19 protein-coding genes are annotated in these 18,154 nt (G+C 58.7%); 13 read left to right on the top strand and 6 right to left on the bottom strand.

Annotation, left to right across the window (positions count from 1 at the left end):
- Positions 1–50 precede the first annotated feature (50 nt).
- The 3 genes from ACYSTU_RS17235 (at position 51) to ACYSTU_RS17225 (ending at position 2,979) form a co-directional block, all read left to right on the top strand.
- A complete protein-coding gene (locus ACYSTU_RS17235; protein WP_499000319.1) occupies positions 51–1,361 on the top strand; it encodes an NTP/NDP exchange transporter in 1,311 nt (436 codons plus the stop codon).
- 84 nt (positions 1,362–1,445) lie between these two features.
- Positions 1,446–1,988 (top strand): P-loop NTPase family protein, encoded by a 543-nt coding sequence (locus ACYSTU_RS17230; protein ID WP_499000316.1) that lies wholly within the window; start codon positions 1,446–1,448, stop codon positions 1,986–1,988.
- Between the two features lie 88 nt (positions 1,989–2,076).
- A complete protein-coding gene (locus tag ACYSTU_RS17225; RefSeq protein WP_056784990.1) occupies positions 2,077–2,979 on the top strand; it encodes a bestrophin family protein in 903 nt (300 codons plus the stop codon).
- A gap of 43 nt (positions 2,980–3,022) precedes the next feature.
- Here the strand turns inward: ACYSTU_RS17225 and ACYSTU_RS17220 are convergent, their stop codons facing one another.
- On the bottom strand, positions 3,023–3,322 hold the full coding sequence (locus ACYSTU_RS17220; RefSeq protein ID WP_499000312.1) for a hypothetical protein: 300 nt from the start codon (positions 3,320–3,322) through the stop codon (positions 3,023–3,025).
- Positions 3,323–3,432: 110 nt separating this feature from the next.
- Here ACYSTU_RS17220 and ACYSTU_RS17215 point away from each other — a divergent pair, with 110 nt between their 5' ends.
- A complete protein-coding gene (locus ACYSTU_RS17215) occupies positions 3,433–4,044 on the top strand; it encodes an LbetaH domain-containing protein (RefSeq protein WP_499000310.1) in 612 nt (203 codons plus the stop codon).
- 287 nt (positions 4,045–4,331) lie between these two features.
- Complete coding sequence (locus ACYSTU_RS17210; RefSeq protein ID WP_125926186.1) at positions 4,332–5,339, top strand: LysR family transcriptional regulator; 1,008 nt, start codon at positions 4,332–4,334, stop codon at positions 5,337–5,339.
- Here the strand turns inward: ACYSTU_RS17210 and ACYSTU_RS17205 are convergent.
- Positions 5,336–5,797 (bottom strand): Rid family hydrolase, encoded by a 462-nt coding sequence (locus tag ACYSTU_RS17205; protein ID WP_039759017.1) that lies wholly within the window; start codon positions 5,795–5,797, stop codon positions 5,336–5,338. The genes ACYSTU_RS17210 and ACYSTU_RS17205 overlap by 4 nt on opposite strands.
- Before the next feature lie 214 nt (positions 5,798–6,011).
- Between ACYSTU_RS17205 and ACYSTU_RS17200 the strand changes: the two genes are divergently transcribed.
- Positions 6,012–6,404 (top strand): helix-turn-helix domain-containing protein, encoded by a 393-nt coding sequence (locus ACYSTU_RS17200; RefSeq protein ID WP_039758866.1) that lies wholly within the window; start codon positions 6,012–6,014, stop codon positions 6,402–6,404.
- Positions 6,405–6,715: 311 nt separating this feature from the next.
- Here the strand turns inward: ACYSTU_RS17200 and ACYSTU_RS17195 are convergent, their stop codons facing one another.
- On the bottom strand, positions 6,716–7,102 hold the full coding sequence (locus tag ACYSTU_RS17195) for a cupin domain-containing protein (protein WP_499000306.1): 387 nt from the start codon (positions 7,100–7,102) through the stop codon (positions 6,716–6,718).
- Between the two features lie 71 nt (positions 7,103–7,173).
- Complete coding sequence (locus ACYSTU_RS17190; RefSeq protein WP_129998497.1) at positions 7,174–7,998, bottom strand: AraC family transcriptional regulator; 825 nt, start codon at positions 7,996–7,998, stop codon at positions 7,174–7,176.
- Between the two features lie 185 nt (positions 7,999–8,183).
- Between ACYSTU_RS17190 and ACYSTU_RS17185 the strand changes: the two genes are divergently transcribed.
- Both ACYSTU_RS17185 and ACYSTU_RS17180 read left to right on the top strand, forming a co-directional pair.
- A complete protein-coding gene (locus ACYSTU_RS17185) occupies positions 8,184–9,167 on the top strand; it encodes a helix-turn-helix transcriptional regulator (RefSeq protein ID WP_499000303.1) in 984 nt (327 codons plus the stop codon).
- Positions 9,168–9,332: 165 nt separating this feature from the next.
- A complete protein-coding gene (locus tag ACYSTU_RS17180) occupies positions 9,333–10,460 on the top strand; it encodes a mechanosensitive ion channel family protein (RefSeq protein WP_499000300.1) in 1,128 nt (375 codons plus the stop codon).
- Between the two features lie 36 nt (positions 10,461–10,496).
- On the opposite strand, the gene ACYSTU_RS17175 is transcribed toward ACYSTU_RS17180, so the two are convergent.
- Positions 10,497–12,416, bottom strand: coding sequence for a tyrosine-protein phosphatase (locus tag ACYSTU_RS17175; RefSeq protein ID WP_499000297.1), 1,920 nt, complete (start codon positions 12,414–12,416; stop codon positions 10,497–10,499).
- Between the two features lie 338 nt (positions 12,417–12,754).
- Here ACYSTU_RS17175 and ACYSTU_RS17170 point away from each other — a divergent pair, with 338 nt between their 5' ends.
- The 4 genes from ACYSTU_RS17170 (at position 12,755) to ACYSTU_RS17155 (ending at position 15,963) form a co-directional block, all read left to right on the top strand.
- A complete protein-coding gene (locus ACYSTU_RS17170; RefSeq protein ID WP_499000293.1) occupies positions 12,755–14,293 on the top strand; it encodes a methyltransferase regulatory domain-containing protein in 1,539 nt (512 codons plus the stop codon).
- A gap of 280 nt (positions 14,294–14,573) precedes the next feature.
- Entirely contained in the window at positions 14,574–15,455 is an 882-nt protein-coding gene (locus tag ACYSTU_RS17165; RefSeq protein WP_016774362.1) for a manganese catalase family protein, read from the top strand.
- Positions 15,456–15,489: 34 nt separating this feature from the next.
- Entirely contained in the window at positions 15,490–15,810 is a 321-nt protein-coding gene (locus tag ACYSTU_RS17160) for a hypothetical protein (protein ID WP_143170127.1), read from the top strand.
- A 12-nt stretch (positions 15,811–15,822) separates the two neighbouring features.
- Positions 15,823–15,963 (top strand): hypothetical protein, encoded by a 141-nt coding sequence (locus ACYSTU_RS17155; RefSeq protein ID WP_185757841.1) that lies wholly within the window; start codon positions 15,823–15,825, stop codon positions 15,961–15,963.
- A 22-nt stretch (positions 15,964–15,985) separates the two neighbouring features.
- Here the strand turns inward: ACYSTU_RS17155 and ACYSTU_RS17150 are convergent, their stop codons facing one another.
- Positions 15,986–16,417 carry an HhH-GDP family DNA glycosylase gene (locus tag ACYSTU_RS17150; protein WP_217863642.1) on the bottom strand — a complete coding sequence of 144 codons (432 nt, stop codon included), beginning with the start codon at positions 16,415–16,417 and terminating at the stop codon, positions 15,986–15,988.
- A 160-nt stretch (positions 16,418–16,577) separates the two neighbouring features.
- Here ACYSTU_RS17150 and ACYSTU_RS17145 point away from each other — a divergent pair, with 160 nt between their 5' ends.
- On the top strand, positions 16,578–18,149 hold the full coding sequence (locus ACYSTU_RS17145; RefSeq protein ID WP_499000354.1) for a sensor domain-containing diguanylate cyclase: 1,572 nt from the start codon (positions 16,578–16,580) through the stop codon (positions 18,147–18,149).
- The last annotated feature ends 5 nt before the right edge of the window (positions 18,150–18,154 follow it).

Below are 18,154 nucleotides of genomic sequence, written 5' to 3'. Positions count from 1 at the left end.
GCACGGGCAGGCCCCGTGCCATTGCCCCGCCACTCCCACAGGAGCGCAACATGGATACGTCTCTTCTTGCCCACCGCGCCGGCGCCATCATCAATGCCGAGGCTCACGAGCTGCGCCCTGCGCTCAACGGTTTTCTGCTGTTCGTTTGCCTGTTCGCCGGCTATTTCATGCTCCGTCCGATCCGCGAATCGATGGGCATCACTGCCGGCGTGGAGAACTTGCAGTGGCTGTTCACCGCGACCTTCCTGGTCATGCTGGCGGCCGTGCCGCTGTTCGCCTGGCTCAGCGCACGCGTGCCGCGCCTGCATTTCGTGGACTGGGTATACGGATTCTTCTGCACCAATCTGCTGTTGTTCGCCGCCTTGTTCCTGGGCGAGGAAAGCCCTTGGCTGGCGCGCGTGTTTTACGTGTGGATATCGGTCTACAACCTGTTTGTCGTATCGGTCGCCTGGAGCCTGATGGCCGATGTCTTCGACAGTGCCCAGGCCAAACGTCTGTTCGCGTTCATCGCGGCGGGCGCCAGCGTCGGCGGCCTGAGTGGCCCTGCGCTAAGCGCCTTGCTGATCGGTCCGCTGGGCGAGTCCGGCTTGATGCTGCTGGCCGCTGCTCTGCTGGCCGCTGCGATGTGGTTCAAGCGCCAGCTGATGCGCTGGCGTGAACGGGGTGGCGCAGGACGCCCCGATGCCGCGCCGAGCGAAAGCCCTCGCAGGCCGTTGCCGGGCAATCCGTTCAGCGGTATTACGGCCGTTCTGAAATCACCCTATCTGCTCGGCATTTGCGGCTTTGTGGTGCTGCTGGCGACAGTCTCCACCTTCCTTTACTTCGAGCAGGCACGCGTCGTCGCCGAACACTTCCCGGACCGCGAGGCGCAGGTGCGCGTGTTCGGCATCATCGACTTTGTCGTGCAGGCGGGCGCCCTGCTCTGTCAGCTGTTCATCACTGGACGCCTCGCGCAGAGGCTCGGCGTCGGCGTGCTGTTGGCCATGGTGCCGCTGGTCATGTGCGCGGGATTTATCGGGCTGATCTTCGCCCCCGGCTTTGGTCTGATCGCCGCGCTGATGATCGTGCGCCGCATCGGTGAGTACGCCTTCGTGCGCCCAGGCCGAGAGATGCTGTTTGCCCCGCTCGATGCCGAAAGCAAGTACAAGGCAAAGAACTTCATCGACACCGTGGTCTACCGCGCCGGCGATGCCATCAGTGCCTGGGCGAAAAGCGCGCTGGACGCCCTCGGCCAAGGTGCAGGCATGGCGGCGCTGGTCGGCGCATTGTGTGCACTGCTGTGGGGGCTGCTGGGGTGGCGGCTCGGCGAGCGGGCGGACCGCCGAGCCAATTTGTCGGCGGCGCGGCAAAACCCCGCCTAGCGTTTAACGGTCATTGACTGAGACAGGCATTGCCGTAGAATCGCCCGCCCAAAAAATCAGCTTGCAGAGCGAGAAGGAGCTTCGATGCAACGGGTGATGATTGTTGGTCAGCCTGGGTCTGGCAAAAGTACGTTGGCACGCAAGCTGGGTAAGCGCACGGGGTTGCCGGTCGTGCATATCGACAAGATCCATTGGCAGCCAGGCTGGATCGAGCGAAGCCCGGATGAGAAGACCCGACTCTGCCTGGAGGTCGAGGCGCGTGATCGCTGGATATTCGAAGGTGGCCATTCAACCACTTGGGAAAATCGCATCGCCCGTGCAGATCTGCTGATCTGGATCGATCGTTCGCCACCGCTTCGATTCTTGCGCGTCCTGCGTAGAACGCTGCTCAACCACGGTCAGTCTAGGCCTGACTTGCCGGAAAACTGCCCCGAACAGCTGGCGAATCTGCCGGAGTTTCTAAAGTTCATGTGGCGGACGAGAAAAACCTCGCGAGCCAAAATGCGCCAATTCGTGTCAACGGCGCCATCGGCTTGCCGGGTGGTTCATCTGCGGTCCAATCGAGAGACGAGGATTTTTCTCGAAAGCATTCGCCATGCACAGGGCCAGTCTTTGCAGACTGACTGACGGCTGACCGCTCCACCAGGGAACTGCCGGTGCCAGGCATCGTCCGAGCTTAAGCGTTTAAGCAAACTGCTCGCCACGAGGTTTCCGTTTGAAAGCTGCCATCGTCAAAAAATACCGTCTGATCATCAAGACCCTGGGTTACGTGGGCTGGTCTTTGTTCTGGTTGCTGCTCTGGGACATCGCCGTCACCGTCGACTTCATGCTGTTTCTCAACGCCAAGCTGAACCTGCCGTTGATGCCGCTGACCTTGCTCGGTTCGGCGTTGATCGTGTTGATCAGTTTTCGCAACAGCAGCGCTTACAACCGCTGGTGGGAAGCGCGGACGCTGTGGGGATCGATGATCAACAATTCCCGCAGCTTTGCCAGGCAGGTGCTGACGCTGCTGGACGATGCTGGTGGCGAGGTGAACCCGGTCAAATCCACGCTGCTGCGCCGCCACGTCGCTTACGTAAATTGCCTCGCCGCGCATCTGCAAGGCCAGCCATGTCCCGACGAGGTGCGGGCGTTTATTCCCGCCGAAGAATTCGCCCGCAGTGGCACGACCAATAACTTTGCCAACGATATCCTCACCGGCTCGGCGACTTTGCTCGCTCGCGAATACAAGGCCGGGCACCTGGACAGTATTCGCCTGGCGCGGCTCGAGTCGACGCTGGTGGATCTGTCCAACAGCCAAGGCGGCATGGAGCGGATCGCCAATACCCCGCTGCCCTACCCTTATGTGTATTTCCCACGGCTGTTCATTTCCCTGTTCTGCCTGATCGTCCCGATAGGTCTGGTGGAATCCCTCGGCTGGTTCACGCCGCTGGCGTCGACTGTGGTCGGGTTCATGCTGCTGGCCATCGAGCGCATCGGCACCGATCTGCAAAGCCCGTTTCGCCACAGCGAACACCAGATTCAAATGGAAGCGCTGTGCGAAACCATCGAAAAGAATTTGCAGTCAATGCAGCGTGATTCGTTGGGGGATGTACGCAGGGTTGAAGAGCACGCTTGAGGCGCTGCTTTAGCAGCAGCGCTTTTCATCAGATGCGGAGCAGCTATTGACGAGTGTCCGCCTCCTCGGCCGGGTAAAACTCGCCCTGCTTGCCCATTTCTTCGAGTCGTTCGCGCGCTACCGCCTCAACACGTGCCACTGCCTCTCGATCGTCAGGGTCAACCAACTGCAAGCACAGGCGTCGGACATTCTGATCATGGGTTCCCTCGCTGAGCATTTCGTGGGTGAAGACTTTTTCAGCACGCCATAGGCATAACTGGGTATGGGTCCCGCCGAGCCATATCTCGTTGATTGATCCAAGATCAGTGGTTGCCAGTTGATCCACGGTGATTGTCTTATCCATTGCGCCGTACCTTGAAAATGCTTGTACAGGTACGACTGGCAGGCATAGCGAGTCGTTCAAGTCGTCGACAGTCCACCCACGCCCCACTCTCACTTGTTCGGAAGATTCTTATGAAATCGCCAAAAATCGAAGATTACATCGCTCAATGGCCATTACTGGGCGTGGACTCCGCTGCCCCTTGGGCGGTGGTTCAGGATTGCGAGAGCCGGATTCTGGAATTGCTTGAAACGCTCGGCCCGGGATACCGGCGCCACAACAATTGTGCGATTCATGAAACCGCCATCGTTGAGCAAGGCGCCGTTCTCAAAGGCGCAATCATCATCGGCGCGGGCTGTCTCGTAGCAGCGGGCGCTTACCTCCGTGGAGGCGTTTACCTGGGCAGAAACTGCATTGTTGGCCCCAGCTGTGAGCTGAAAAGTACCTTCATGCTCGATGGCAGCAAGCTTGCCCACTTCAACTTCGTCGGCGACTCATTGATTGGTGAAGCGGTCAATATTGAAGCCGGCGCGATCATCGCCAACTATCGTAACGAACTGGACGGGGCTGATATCAGGATCCGCCATGAAGATCAGGTGATCGACACAGGCGTCAGCAAGTTCGCAGCGCTGGTGGGTGACGGCTGCAAGATTGGCGCAAATGCTGTGATTGCTCCTGGCGCTTTGTTGCGGCCCCACACACGTGTTCCTCGTCTGGGGTTGATTGATCAGTTTGCTTATGAGTGAAACCAATTTTGGCGAGAGTACGTCTTCGGCCAATGGCATCCATCTTCATAGGCGCGTCCGTTATGCCCGCTTTCATAACATCGATTTTTCCTGGCCCAGATCCCAAACACCTCTTGCACAAAGGATGACCGCTTTGGGCCGAAATCGGCCAATAGCAAAAATCCGACCTTCGCCACCCCACCGACTGACACCTTGTTCAATCAGAATGCTTGGGCAAAGTCTGCTTGTGCACGCGATTTCTTGGTTCACCTCCAGCCATTTCGTATGATGAGCAATCTAAGTTTGGGATGCTTGGCGTGAAACCGTCATCAAAAAAAGCTTCAACCACTCCGCCCGTACCAACCGGCGTCACCCAGAATTTAAGCGATGCTGTAAGTCAGCTTTCTTGGGACGACTTGCGAATCATCAAAACGCTAAGCGAATGCGGTAATAGAGCCACGACAGCGAAACGGTTGGGGATCAATGTATCCACCGTATCGCGTCGCGTGGCTCAAGTGGAAAAGACACTTGGGGTCGCCCTATTTGACCACCGTCGCTCTGGGTACATGCTCACGCCAGAAGGCATCGAGTTAAGGGCGCTCGCCGAACGCGTCGAGCTTGATATCGTCAGCGTTACACGTCGGGTTTCTCGGGCAGGTCAAGGGCCACAGGGAAAGCTTCGGATCACTACCAGCGACTCCCTGCTTTTGTATTTCCTCACACCGATCATCGCCGACTTCAAGGCGCTTAATGAAGGAATTGCCATCGAGGTGCTGGTCGGCAACGAGACGTTAAGTCTCGCCCGCGATGAATCTGACGTAGCGGTAAGAGCGACCAAAAAACCTGCCGAAAGTCTCGTCGGGCGCAAGCTCGCTTCGATCGCATGGGCGCCTTATGGCAGCATAAAACACGCGACTACTACCCCCTTCGCAGAAGGCCAGCGATGGGTGTCGTATTCCGCAGGATTATGTGGACTGAAGGCCAAAAGCTACGTCGAAGACAGAATCGGCGCCGACTGTATTTCTTATCGTACGGACTCCGTCGCGGCCGCGAGCGTCGCTATTGCGGCAGGACTTGGTTACGGCTTTCTTCCGTGCATGCTGGGAGACATTACGCCTGGGTTAACACGCGTAGGGCCAGTTGTGCGCGAACTACAGGACGAGCTCTGGCTGCTTACGCATCAGGACATTCGAAAGTCATGGAGAGTCAAAGCATTCATGACTTTTTGTGCAGCAGCCGTAGCGCATCAAAAGCCTTTGATCGAAGGGCAATTGGATCTCCCGGTTGCGCAGGGCGAAACCGGGAGCGTCTCTTAGTCGGCGCGAGATCCGATGACAGCTTTGCAGACAATTTCAATCAGCTGTGAACGTTGAGCCAACCTGGATACACCGATGATATTGCTCGCGCACTGTGGCCGCTCAGTGCGATATGCGGCTTTGCGCACATCACCTACGACGGCGAATGCCGCGTCCATATCCAATACGTACAGCGTTTCTTCGACGACATCATCAAGGGTTGCTCCATAGAGCGCGAGCAGCTTGGCGATATTGTCGTAGGAGGCGCGCATTTGCTCTCCTATCGACGAGAAATCGCTGGGTTTACCCTCGCTATTCAGGGGCGCGGGAGCAACGAGATTACCCTCCTCATCGTGGTTGAACTGACCCGAGATATAGATCTCGTTTCCGACTTTTCTGGCCTGGGGATAGCCGTAGCCCTCCTCCCATGAGACTCCCCAGTAAGCGGTGTTTTTGCCGTGCGGTTGTGAGGCAGCCATTGCTTTCTCCTTGCAGATGACGAATCGAATGATGTCGATTCGAGTTGTCGGGAGGCAAAGGCTAGCATCGGGAACGCGACCGGGAATGTGCATTTTTGCGCCTCCAGTAGCGCAAAATTGCGCCCCCATCCCGTCGTGCCTTCCGTTAGATTTTTCCCATCGACTGACCGCTGGATTGAGCTGATCAACCGGCTAATGGGAAAAAGGAATCAGGATGAACAAGGAAACATGCGCGTCCTCACAAAAGGATCCGGCTAAACAAACCGGACAATTGAAACCCTGGCAGATCCAGCGCGCCAAGCAGCTGATGCTCGATAACCTGGACGCACATATCTCCGTGGCAGCTATCGCACAGGCGTGTGCGCTGTCGCGCAGCCATTTCACTCGTCAGTTCAAAAAAAGCACTCTCGTCTCACCCAAAGAATGGATGCGAGAGCAAAGGATTCTACGGGGCAAGCAGCTGCTTCAGACGTCAAGATTGTTGGTTGCAGAGATCGCACTAGAATGTGGTTTCTTTGATCAGTCTCACTTCAGTCGAACATTTGTGCAAACCGAAGGCGTGACTCCCAGGGCTTGGAAACAGAACAGTCAATCGCCTGCGCTGTGATTTGATGAGCTGCATAACGGGGCTAATTCGTACTTGCAGATTTAACCCCAGAATGCTGCGAATGGAGATAACAGAATCAGTCCGCCGACGACAACCCCATGCTAAACCACTCTCTACCTTGAAACGGCCGTCATTCATTAAGTCCAACACGAACACGCCAATCCGATGACCTATCAAATCGATAATCAAGTCCATGGTCCTTTCTCATAACAATCTTTGCATGAGAAGTCAGAACTCGCTTTTAACTCATAGCTGCTGGTCAGGTCAGCAATTGCAACTCTGCGCAGACATTGCACAGGATGTGCGTTGGATTATATCCAGACGTCGTTCAAAGCCGTTCTTTCGCCATCTTCATGCCCCGTGTTCAAGATGCCTCGCGGCTCGACCATCATCAGCTTGGCTTCACCTTGGGCAGCCGTGCGATGTTCCACGCCGCGGGGTACCACATAGAGTTCACCTGGATTCACATAGACACAGCCTTCCAGCAGATCAATGCGCAAGGTGCCTTCCAAAACAAGAAATGCTTCATCGGTCTCAGGATGCGAGTGCCAGATGAATTCGCCTTCGATTCGCACAACCTTGAACTGGTAGTCATTCATCTCTGCCACAACCCTGGGACTCCATTGTTGTTCGATCAGCGAAGCCTTATGTGCCAGGTTTACAGGAACTGATGAATATTGATGACGGAGCTCTGCCATGACGAATCCTCTGTGGTTGAAGTCGCCAGCCTATAGAGCAAGGAATAGGGTCTCTTGTACGATCCTGCAACTCAGCGTGCGGCGCGCAATCGTTCCAGCCAGCGCATGGGCGGGATGCCGTAACAGCGGGTGAAATGTCGCGTCATATGACTTTGATCGTGAAACCCCGCGACGAGCGCTGCATCGACCAGGGTAAAACCTTCAACCACCAATGAGCGGAACCGGTCCAGGCGGCGCAGGGTGACAAATCGGTAAGGACTCGTACCGTAAAGCGTTCTGAAGTCGCGTGACAGGCTCCAGCGTTCGCGCCCGCTGGCACACTCGAGCATCTCCAGCGTGATGCATGAATCCAAGTGTTCCAGGATGAACGCTCTGGCACGCTCGGCTGCGCGGTAATCCAGGCGCTTGCGCCCGCGCGGCTTGCCCGCGACGGCACGCAACGCCATTGCCAAGTCATACAGCGCGTCCTGTTGCTCCAATGCTTCCAGCGGATGATCCACTGCTTGCACAAATGTTTCACTGGCATGTAACAGCCGTGGGTCGTTTGAAAGCCCCCCCGTGATAAAAGGCAAGGGCTCGCCACCCAGGATGTTTTGAATCATTGCCGGATCAATGTAAGCCATCCGATAACGAAAGCCTGCATCAGTCCCGGCCATGCCATCGTGAAGTTCGTCTGGATGAAGCACGAGCGTATTGCCGGGGATACCGTGGCGCAACGAGCCTACATAGTGAAAGCTCTGGACGCCCGCCAACGTGCGGCCGATGGAGTAGGTGTCATGTCGATGAGGATCGTAGCCGTGGCTGCCGAACCACGCTTCAATACGCTCGATTCCTCCTGGTTGAACACTGCGGATGACCCAGTCAGTGCTGTCTGGTTGGCCTTTTTTCCTATCCATGAATGCGTACGTTCCCGAGTCTGTTCGGTCGTGGTGATCCGTCTGCCGAGAATATACAAGTGCAAGTATTGGCTGTCTGCTTTTGCCTGAAAGCAGTCCATGGTTCCAGTCCTGTCACTGAACCGTCACGCCTGTTCCCTAGGCTCTACCAGTCCCTTCCGTCGCCCAAGAGCCCGCATTCCAAAATGCCGCCCATCACCGCCACCTCCCCACTCCGCCAAAAGATCATCCTGCGCTCCGACAACCTCACCTCTTCCGACTTCGGCGCCCTGTTTTCCAGGCTCTTCGGCAACCGCTACGCCGATACTCCGCCGCCGCCCTCCAACATCATCATCGGCGGGGTCTACGGGCGGCACGACGGGGTGAGTTTTCGGCGTATGCATTACCACGGCGATTTCAGCGTCACCCTCCCCGACCCGCAGAACGAAATCACTTTCGTCATCCCCACCGCCGGCAAGATCGTTTTCAACCACGCCACCGAGTCCATCGGCATGGAGCATGTCGGCCTGGCAATCGACAAGGCGGACATCCGTTCGATGCGCTTTGTGGACGATCACGCGCACCACGGGATTTCGATCAATCGTCAGCAGCTCACCGAGCGGTTGTCGGCGCTGCTGGAGAAACCGGTCGTGCAGAAGATCGTGTTTGAGCCAAGCGTGGATCTGAATACCCCGGTATTTCAGGGCCTCAAGGCGTTGATTGATCTGGCCACGGGCACTGAGTTCGATGCCTTGATCAACAGCGGCACGTTGATGCCGTCACGGTTGCGCGAGATGTTGATCGATGCGGTGCTGGAGGCGTGGCCGCACAATTTCACCGAGGCTTTACGGGGGCCGGCGCCGTGTGTGGCGCCGCGACATGTGAAGGTGGCGATGGAGTTTATTCAGGCGCATCCGCAGCAGTTGGTCAGTGGCGTGGATCTGGCGCGGTTGAGCCATGTCAGCCAGCGCGCCTTGCAGGAAGGTTTTCGGCGTTTTGTCGGGATGTCGATCGTGGCGTATCAGCGGCAGGTGCGTTTGCAGCGGGCATATGAGGCGTTGGCGCGCGGGCATGCAGGCTCTGTGACGGAGGTGGCGTTGCGTTTTGGCTTCAGCAATGTCGGGCGCTTTTGTCAGTATTTTCAGAGTGCTTACGGCGTAAGCCCAGCGGAGTTGAAGGCCAGGCGTTGACCATTCGGTCCGGTGAAACCTGCATTTGATTGAACAGCAGGAATCTCAGGGCGACTAACCCAGACAGGTCGTTTGACGGCACCGCCGATTCAAGCGGCGTTTACCTGGCTGCGACCGACGGTGCGTTTCTGCGCGCGTCGGTGCAGGCTTCGCAAGGGGGTTTCCATGACCGAGGATTTCATCGGCTTTTTCACGGCTCACACGATTTTAGGAATTTCACTGGCGAACTGGGTGCTGGCATTTCTCGCCGCGACGCTCAGTTATCTGCTGACCACCACAGCGATCCGCTTCGTTTTCCGCAAGGTGCAGGCGCGGGCCAGCGCCGGCAACGGGCATCTGACTTACATGGCCAGCGAAGTGCTGGCGGCGACCAGCACCACGTTGCTGCTGTTGGCATCGATTCTGGTCGGCATCGGCTTGCTGGATTTGCCCGAGCGCTGGCTCGGGCGGGTCAGCAGTTTGTGGTTCGTGGTGGCGGCGTTGCAGGTCGGCCTGTGGACCAACCGCGCTTTGGCGCTGGGGTTGCATCGTTATTTTTCGCGGCATAACGCGACCGGCACTTTTCAGGCGAGCGCCCTGGCGACCCTGAGCCTGTGGGGCGTCAAGGTGTTGCTGTGGGCGGTGATTCTGCTGGCGATGCTGTCGAACCTGGGCGTCAACATCACTGCATTCGTGGCCAGCCTCGGTGTCGGCGGTATCGCGGTGGCGCTGGCGGTGCAGAACATTCTCGGCGACGTGTTCGCCTCGCTGTCGATTGCCGTCGACAAGCCGTTTGAGGTGGGCGATTTCATCGTCGTCGGCACGCTGGCCGGTACGGTCGAGCACGTCGGCCTGAAGACCACGCGCATCCGCAGTCTCGGCGGTGAGCAGATTGTCATGGCCAACGCCGACATGATCGGCAGCACCATTCAGAACTACAAACGCTTGCAGGAACGTCGAGTGGTGTTCGAGTTTCGTCTGACTTACGAGTGCACCAGCGAACAGATCCGCCAGATCACTCAACGCGTTGAAAGCATCATCAAGAACGAAAAACAGGCACGCTTCGACCGTTGCCATTTCCGCAGTTTTGGTGAGAGCGCTCTGGAGTTCGAAACGGTGTACATCGTTCTGGACGCTAGTTACAACGTCTACATGGACGTGCAGCAACGCATCAATCTGGCAATCATGGAAGCGGTGGCCGAGCTGGACGCGACGTTCGCCTTCCCGGCGCGCACCGTGCATGTCGCCTCGCTGCCCGAACCCACCGCGCCACCGGCACGCACACCGCAACCTTCGCGTGCGCAGCATGCTTGAGCGCAAGAGCCCGGCAATTTGCCGGGCTCGCTGTGTTCAAAACGCGTAACTGGCCTTGAGTCCGCCATTGAAACCATGGCTGTCACCGCCACCGTTGGCGCCGACCTCAGCGCCTACACTCAGGGCGCCGAGGTTGGCCATCAGATTAACGCCGCCGCTGAACTGGTCGCGGTTGTCGAACGCCGCGCGCTGCTCGATATCCAGCCCCAGCAGCTGGCCTTCGCTGTCGACTTGCTGATTGCCGAGCGCACGTTCATAGCCCACGCGAACACCCGGGACCAACTGCCACGCACCCATCGTCACCGGGGCAAATGACACGTCGAGATTGGCCACTGCGCTGCGGCGGGTCTGCTCGATGCCATCGACGTCGAGCGCCAGCTCACTGCCCTTCTCTTTGAAACCTTGCAAGTCGAGATGACTGACGCGAAAGCCCAGGCTCGGTTCGACAATCACGCTGCTGAGCGGCAGGCGATAACCCAACGCCACGGTCGCGCCAGTGAGATTGCCGTGAGTGTCGCCCTTGGCAGTGCCGAGACCACCGCCGAGCTCGCGTTTGCTGTCGTAGTCGACGTAACCGGCGCTGGCGTTGGCATCGACAAACATGCCGCGCTCAAGGCTGGTGAGGCCGTAACGCGCACCGAGGTTGAGGAAGGTGAAGTCAGTATCGGCCTCGCCTCCCGCGCCGCCCACGCTGCCCTTGCTGTAGCCAAAGCCGCCGCGTGCGCTGAGTTGTTCGTTGAAGCGCTGGGTGATGCCGAGCATCAGGCCCTGGCTGTGTTCGTTGCTGCTCTCGGCATGGGCCGAGCCGTCCGTGCCGAGGTAGCCGGCAAGCGCGGTACTCCAGAGGCGGTATTGGCCAACCTTCAAATCGCTGCCACTGGCGAACGGTGCGGCGGCTTGTTCGATCATCGCGTTCTGCCGCAAGAGATAGCTGGCCGCATCAGCGTGGACCTGTCCACCGACTTGAGATTCGACACCGCCCAGAGTGCCGGCGTCGATCGCCGATTGCAGGTAGTAGTTATAGGCGCTGTAGGTACCGGACAGCTCGGAGTTCTGCAACTGCCGCAGCAATTCGGCACCAGCGGCGGCGTTGCCGACCAGCCCGGCCTGCCCCGGCAAGCTGTTGTACTCGACCAGTTTGCCGCGCAGTACGTAAATGGTTTCCTGGGACAGACCGAGGCCCTGCTTGAGGTAGTTGTCCATGCTGCCGTACTCAGCGGCGACCTGGTCGAGACCGGCCTGCAAGTAACTGGCCTGCACCCCGAGCAGCGGCCCGTAGACAGCGGCCATGCTCGGCGGCAGCGCTTTCAGGGTCGCGGCGACACGGGCGGCGGTGTAGTCGTTGGTCGCCAGATAATTGGCCATGATCGTCGCCTCATCGACGCCAGCGATGCTCTGCAACACGGCGGCGGTCCAGCCGGTGCGGTCCTTGCCGGCGGTACAGTGGAACAGCTGCGCGGCGTCGACACTGGCCAACTCATTGAACAACTGGCCGAACTGCCCGCGCATGCCGGCATCGCTGACGAAAGCGCGGTTGGTGTCCTCCATCATCGCCACCGCTTCGGCGGCGCTGTGGAACGAGATATTGGTGATGTCCGCACCCGAGGTGGTGCTGCCGATGATGTCGATATTGCGGTAGGCCGCGCCCGTGATCATCGTGTCGGGCGTAGCGGCAATTTCGCTGGGCGTGCGCAAGTCGTAAATGGCTTTGATGCCGAGGCCATTGAGTGTCGCCAGATCCGCCGCCGACGGCGTCAATGCGTTGGAGCGGTAGAACACGCCGCTGCGCATAACGCCGTCGTGGGCGGTGGAGTACGCGGTGGTGATGCCGGCGATGTCGCGAAAGTTGTCGATGCCGGACAAGCGCGGCGTATCAAGGGTGACAGGCTCGGCCGCGTGGGCAGCGGCGATGGACAGGCTCAGAACGGACAGCGAACACAGAAGACGTTGGAACACAGTGCAGCCTCATGAAATCAGCGTTGGGCTGGTCACTATGGGCAGACGAGTGGGAGGGAATATGACAGTTTCGGCTGGCTACAAAATGCCTGCGCGAATGGGCCGTGGAGTGCGTGATCGGTCCATCAATCCTGCTTGGATATGTTGAAGATCCCTGTGGCGGCGAGCCTGCTCATGAAAGCGGCGTGTCAGCCGATTATATTCAAACTGAAAAAAAGCTTTCGCGAGCAGGCTCGCTCCCACAGGGTTTGGGGAAGTATCCGTTTTTTCAATTTGTCGCGGGCAATGCCAACCCCTTATAAGACTGCCATCACTTTCAAGAACAAGAGGCTGTACCCATGAGCAACGCCTGGAACGAAGGTTATTTCACCGACGAAGGCTACACCTACAGCTATAGCCGGGAGATCAATCCGGTGTTCCTGCGTTACTGCCTGTTGTTGCGTGGGTTCGCCACGCTGGAAAGCACCGACGGCGTGCACTGCGAACTGGGCTTCGGTCAGGGCGTGTCGATCAACATCCACGCCACCGCCAACCCGGGTTCGTTTGTCGGTACGGACTTTCACCCGGGTATGGCCGCCCATGCCATCGACCTCGCGACTGCCGCCAACAATGGCGCGCGTCTGTATGACGACAGCTTCGAACAACTGCTGGCGCGCAACGATCTGCCGCAGTTCGACAGCATCAGCCTGCACGGTATCTGGACCTGGGTGAGCCGCGACAACCAGAAGCTGATCGTCGAATTCGCCCGCCGTCACCTGAAACCGGGCGGCATGCTCTACGTCAGCTACAACTGCTTCCCCGGCTGGTCGCCGTCGGCGCCGCTGCGCAATCTGTTCAGCCTGCATGACCGTTTCGCCAACGCCTCGGCGCGCTCCGATGAGCGTATTGACGCCGCACTGGAGTTTTCCGAAGCGCTGCTCGCGGCCAATCCGAAGTATGCCGCTGGGGCACCGAGCCTCGGCGCGCGGCTGCAGAGCATCAAGGGTCAGGATCGTCACTACGTCGCCCACGAATATTTCAACCGCGACTGGAACTGCATGTACTTCGCCGACATGGTCGACGCGCTGGCCCCGGCCAAACTCGACTACGCCACCACGGCAGTGCCGCTGGACTCAATCGACCCGCTCAACCTGAGCGCCGAAGGCATGGACTTTCTGGAAACCATCGAACACCCGATCATGCGCGAGCAAGCGCGGGACTACTTCGTCAACCAGCACTTCCGCCGCGATCTGTACGTGCGTGGCGCGACGCGCCTGTCCGCTGCCGAACGCCGGGCGAGGATGCTGCACAGCCGTTTCGCGTTGCTGCAACCCTGGGAAACTGTCGCGGGTTCGGTCACCGGGCCTGCCGGCGAAGCGACCCTGCAAGCGGAAATCTACGGCCCGGTGCTCGATGCCCTGGCGGCGCAGAACTACGCGGCCAAATCCATGCGCCAATTGCTCTCCGAGACTGCAATGGCTTACGACGACCTCGAACAAGCCCTGGCCGTGCTGATCGGTATGGGCGCGGTCGCTCCGTGCCAGAGCGAGGCCGCCGAGTCGCAGGTCAGCGGTCGCTGCGCCGCGCTCAATCTGCAACTGTGCAAACGCTCGCTGTACGGCGCCAACATCCAGACCCTGGCCAGCCCGGTGACCGGCGGTGGCGTGACGGTCAGCCGCTTCCAGCAGTTGTTCCTGATCTCGATCAAACAGGGCAAACAGCAGCCGGCCGAATGGGCGCAACTGGCGTGGGGGGTGATCAGCGAACAAGGTGAAGTGCTGGTCGACAATGGCCAGCCGCTGCTCACTGCCGAAGCCAATATCGCTGCGTTGACCGCACAGGCGCAGGTGTTTGCCGAGCAGACGCTGGTGGTGCTGAGGGCGCTTAAAATCGCTTGATTGCAAACGAACCAAGGTGGGAGCTAGCCTGCTCGCGAAAGCGCTGGATCAGCCGCCAAATCGGTGACTGACGTACCGCATTCGCGAGCAGGCTCGCTCCCACATTGGTCGAGGAACGTGGCTAAGCCAACCGTCCTGTTTGCGGAACTTTCCGCCCTCTGCCGCCCGTCCTGCCACTCGGCAAAAAACGAAATTTCTGCTGCGCGCCCTCCTCACAAACTATGCATGCGCCAACGCCCACAAGGGCAAGGCGCGATAGCCTGGTCTGAGGAAAATTTGAATGTTCATACATAACAAGCGACTTCAGTACACCGTTCGAGTGGCCGAGCCCAACCCGGGTCTGGCCAATCTGCTGTTGGAACAATTCGGGGGCGCCAATGGCGAACTGGCTGCGGCAGCGCGCTATTTCACCCAAGCCTTGGCTGAAGAAGATCCGGGGCGCAAAGACCTTCTGCTGGACATCGCCACCGAAGAGTTGAGTCACCTTGAGGTGGTCGGCTCGATCATCGTCATGCTCAACAAAGGCGCCAAGGGCCAACTGGCAGAGGGCGTTCAAGAGGAAGGCGAGCTGTACCGCGCGCTGAATGGCGCCGGCAATGACTCGCATATCACCAGCCTGCTTTATGGTGCCGGCGCGCCTCTGGTCAATTCGGCTGGTGTGCCGTGGACGGCGGCCTACGTTGACTCGATCACCGAGCCGACCGCCGACTTCCGATCCAACATCGCAGCCGAAGCGCGGGCGAAAATTCTCTACGAACGCTTGATCAACATCACCGATGATCCGGGTGTCAAAGAGGCGCTGGGCTTCTTGATGACGCGGGAAATCGCCCATCAACAGTCCTTCGAAAAAGCCCTGCATTCGATCCAGCCGAACTTCCCGCAGGGCAAACTGCCGGGCATGCCGGAGTTCACCAACAAGTACTTCAATATGTCTGGCGAGCCCAACGTTCGTGGTCCGTGGAACGAGGGCGGTGCGTGGGAGTACGTGGAAACTCCAGAGCCGGCAGTTGACGGCGGTGACGGTCTGGCGACCGTCAGCCTCCCTGCTGACGACGCAGAGGTCCTGGAAGCCATGAAGATCCGCACGGCGTCTGACCCACTCAGCGAGCCGGTGACCGGTGCTGATCTGGGCTCCGGTTACGTGCAAGGCAAAGATGTCTGAACCCCGTCCGGCGGCCCCGGATCGGGGTCGCCACTTGCTCAAGGTGATCAACATGAAAAACAGCAAAGTCTCGGCACTGACCTCTGAACATTTTCAACGTTTGATGGAGCACGCATACGCCGGTTTTGAGCTGGACTGCAAACAGGCCTGTCGGGGATTGAAAGTCAGCATGGCGGTGAATGTATTTGGCCTGGGCACCCTGCTGCCGAATAATTTCGCTGAGGAGACTGCCGTCCCGCCAGCGGACGCACATCCAGCCGTCGACGACGCCTTGCCCACGATGCCGGTGGTCGCCAAGCGCGTATTGGCGCAGCGCAACCGTTCAATCGACGGGGCGGAAAGTTTTCATCGGTAACAGGAGCGCGACATGAGAACTTATAAAAACCTGAGTTTCCCCTCAAGCCTGGGTGTCGCCCCGGGACTCCAGTTTCTGCTGGGCTGTGCGATATTCGCCGGCGGAACGCTGATCCTGATGAGCGAACTGGCGGCAACCTTCTTTGCGATGTGAGCCTGGTTTCGCTATCGGGCATTCAAAACAGCACCGGCGCCGCTTCTCTCATGAAGATCTCAACGGTCTTCGGCCCTATCCCCTCGAACTCGGACAGGCGCTTCTCCAGCGCCTTACGATCCGCGCTCGCCGCCACGATGTTGCTCACCTTACCGGCGTACTCGCTGTTGAGCTTGTTGGCCAGCGCGAGCAGTCGCGACGCCGTGCTTTCATCGTAGCGAACGTAACGCGCCTGCCCCAGCATCGACACCAATTGACGGTGTGTGCACTGCGCGAGCTTTTGCGGGGTGTCGTTGTGATGCTGCTCTACTATGACTTGATACGCCTTGGCGGCGATGGCGCCCTGAATCCTTTTGCCCATCAGAAAACTGGCAAGCAGCCATTTGAACAGGCCGGTTTCGTTGGCATTGTGCAGGTCGATGTTCAAGTCACCGGCGGTGATGATTTCGCTCACAAGTCTCACCTCAAGGCGCGCTTCAATTACAGATGTTGACCCGGCACGGCTTGGAACGATTCAATCGCGACCGCCTGGCCAAGGCAGTAAATTGAATTCCAGGTGGAAAAGGATGGTCATCTTTCAAGAGATGAGAGATGACAAGCATAAGGACCCTCAAATGCTCGGTCGTAAGATGCCCAAAACCAAGGGGCATGACGCCGCACAAACCGCTCCCATCAAAGCTGCCAGCGAGATCGCCGCTTTCCGCCTGACAGTCATCTTCATGCTGACGGTCATTCTGGCGTTTCTCGGCGTGGAGGGATGGCGAACCTGGCGTGACTATCATGCAGCCTTCTCGTCGGCGCGTGATTCGGTCACCAACCTCGCGCGGGCAACCGCACAACACGCTGAAGACGCCATCCGCCAGGTCGATGTGCTGACCGCCGCCCTGGGCGAGCGCGTCGAAGGTGATGGCCTGCAAATCATAGACGTACCGCGCATCCACAACTTGCTGGTCCAACAAGCCAAGTTGATGCCGCAGTTACATGGACTGTTTATCTACGGCCCGGACGGCAAATGGATTGTCACCGACAAGGAAATGATCCCGGACCCGGCGAACAATGCCGATCGCGACTACTTCCAATATCACCGCGCCAACACTGATCGAAATGTGCGTATCGGTGATGTCGTCAAGAGCAAATCCACCGACGACCTGATCATCCCGATTTCCCGCCGCTTGAATAACCCGGACGGCTCCTTCGCCGGCGTGCTGCTGGGGACGATCAAGGTCAGTTATTTCGTCGACTATTACGGCGATTTCAAGATCGACGACAAGGGTGCCCTGGTGCTGGCGCTGCGCAACGGCACCATTCTCGTGCGTCGTCCTTTCATCGCTTCGGTCATCGGTCAGAGCCTCGCCGACAGTGAGGTGTTCAAGAACTACCTGCCCTTTTCCAGTCAAGGGATCGCCGAGGTCCGAGCGGTCGTCGACGGCACCCAGCGTCTGTATGGTTACAGAGCTTTGAGCACCTATCCGTTGGTGGTCGAAACCGGCCTTTCCCGCGAATCGATCATTGCGCCGTGGCGCTGGGACCTGATCAAAACCGGTTTCGTGTTGATGTCGGTGATTACCGCGTTCACGGTCTTCGGACTGATCGTCTTGAGGCAACTGCGTCAACGGATGGTGATGGAAAAGGATCTGCGCCGGGCACACCAGGCCATGAAGGACATGGCTTTGACCGACAGCCTGACCGGGCTGGCCAACCGTCGGCGACTGGACACTGCTTTGATTGACGAAATTCGCCTGGCCAGACGTCAGGGTTCGTCGATCTCACTGATCATGATCGATGTCGATCACTTCAAACTCTACAACGACAGCTACGGGCACGCGGCGGGTGACGATTGCCTGAGCGCCGTCGGCCAGGCGATTGCGCAAGCAGTAAAACGGCCGGGTGATCTCGCCGTGCGCTATGGCGGCGAGGAGTTCTCCGTGCTGCTGCCCAACACCGATATTCGCGGGGCGGCGCTTGTGGCGCAGGAAATTCTTGAGGCCATTCGATCCTTGCGGATGGAGCACAAAGCCCATCCGCTGGGTCACGTCACCGCCAGCGCAGGTATTGCGGTTGGCAAGCCGGCCGAACATGAAGTGAGCCCCGCCACTCTTATCGAGTCGGCTGACAAACTGCTTTATGCCGCGAAGCAGAAAGGCAGGGATCGCTACTGTATCGGCGAGGAAGTGCTCGGCGCCTAGCCACC

This window comes from Pseudomonas glycinis, assembly GCF_054871425.1.
This window is presented reverse-complemented; position numbering and strand designations above follow the sequence as displayed.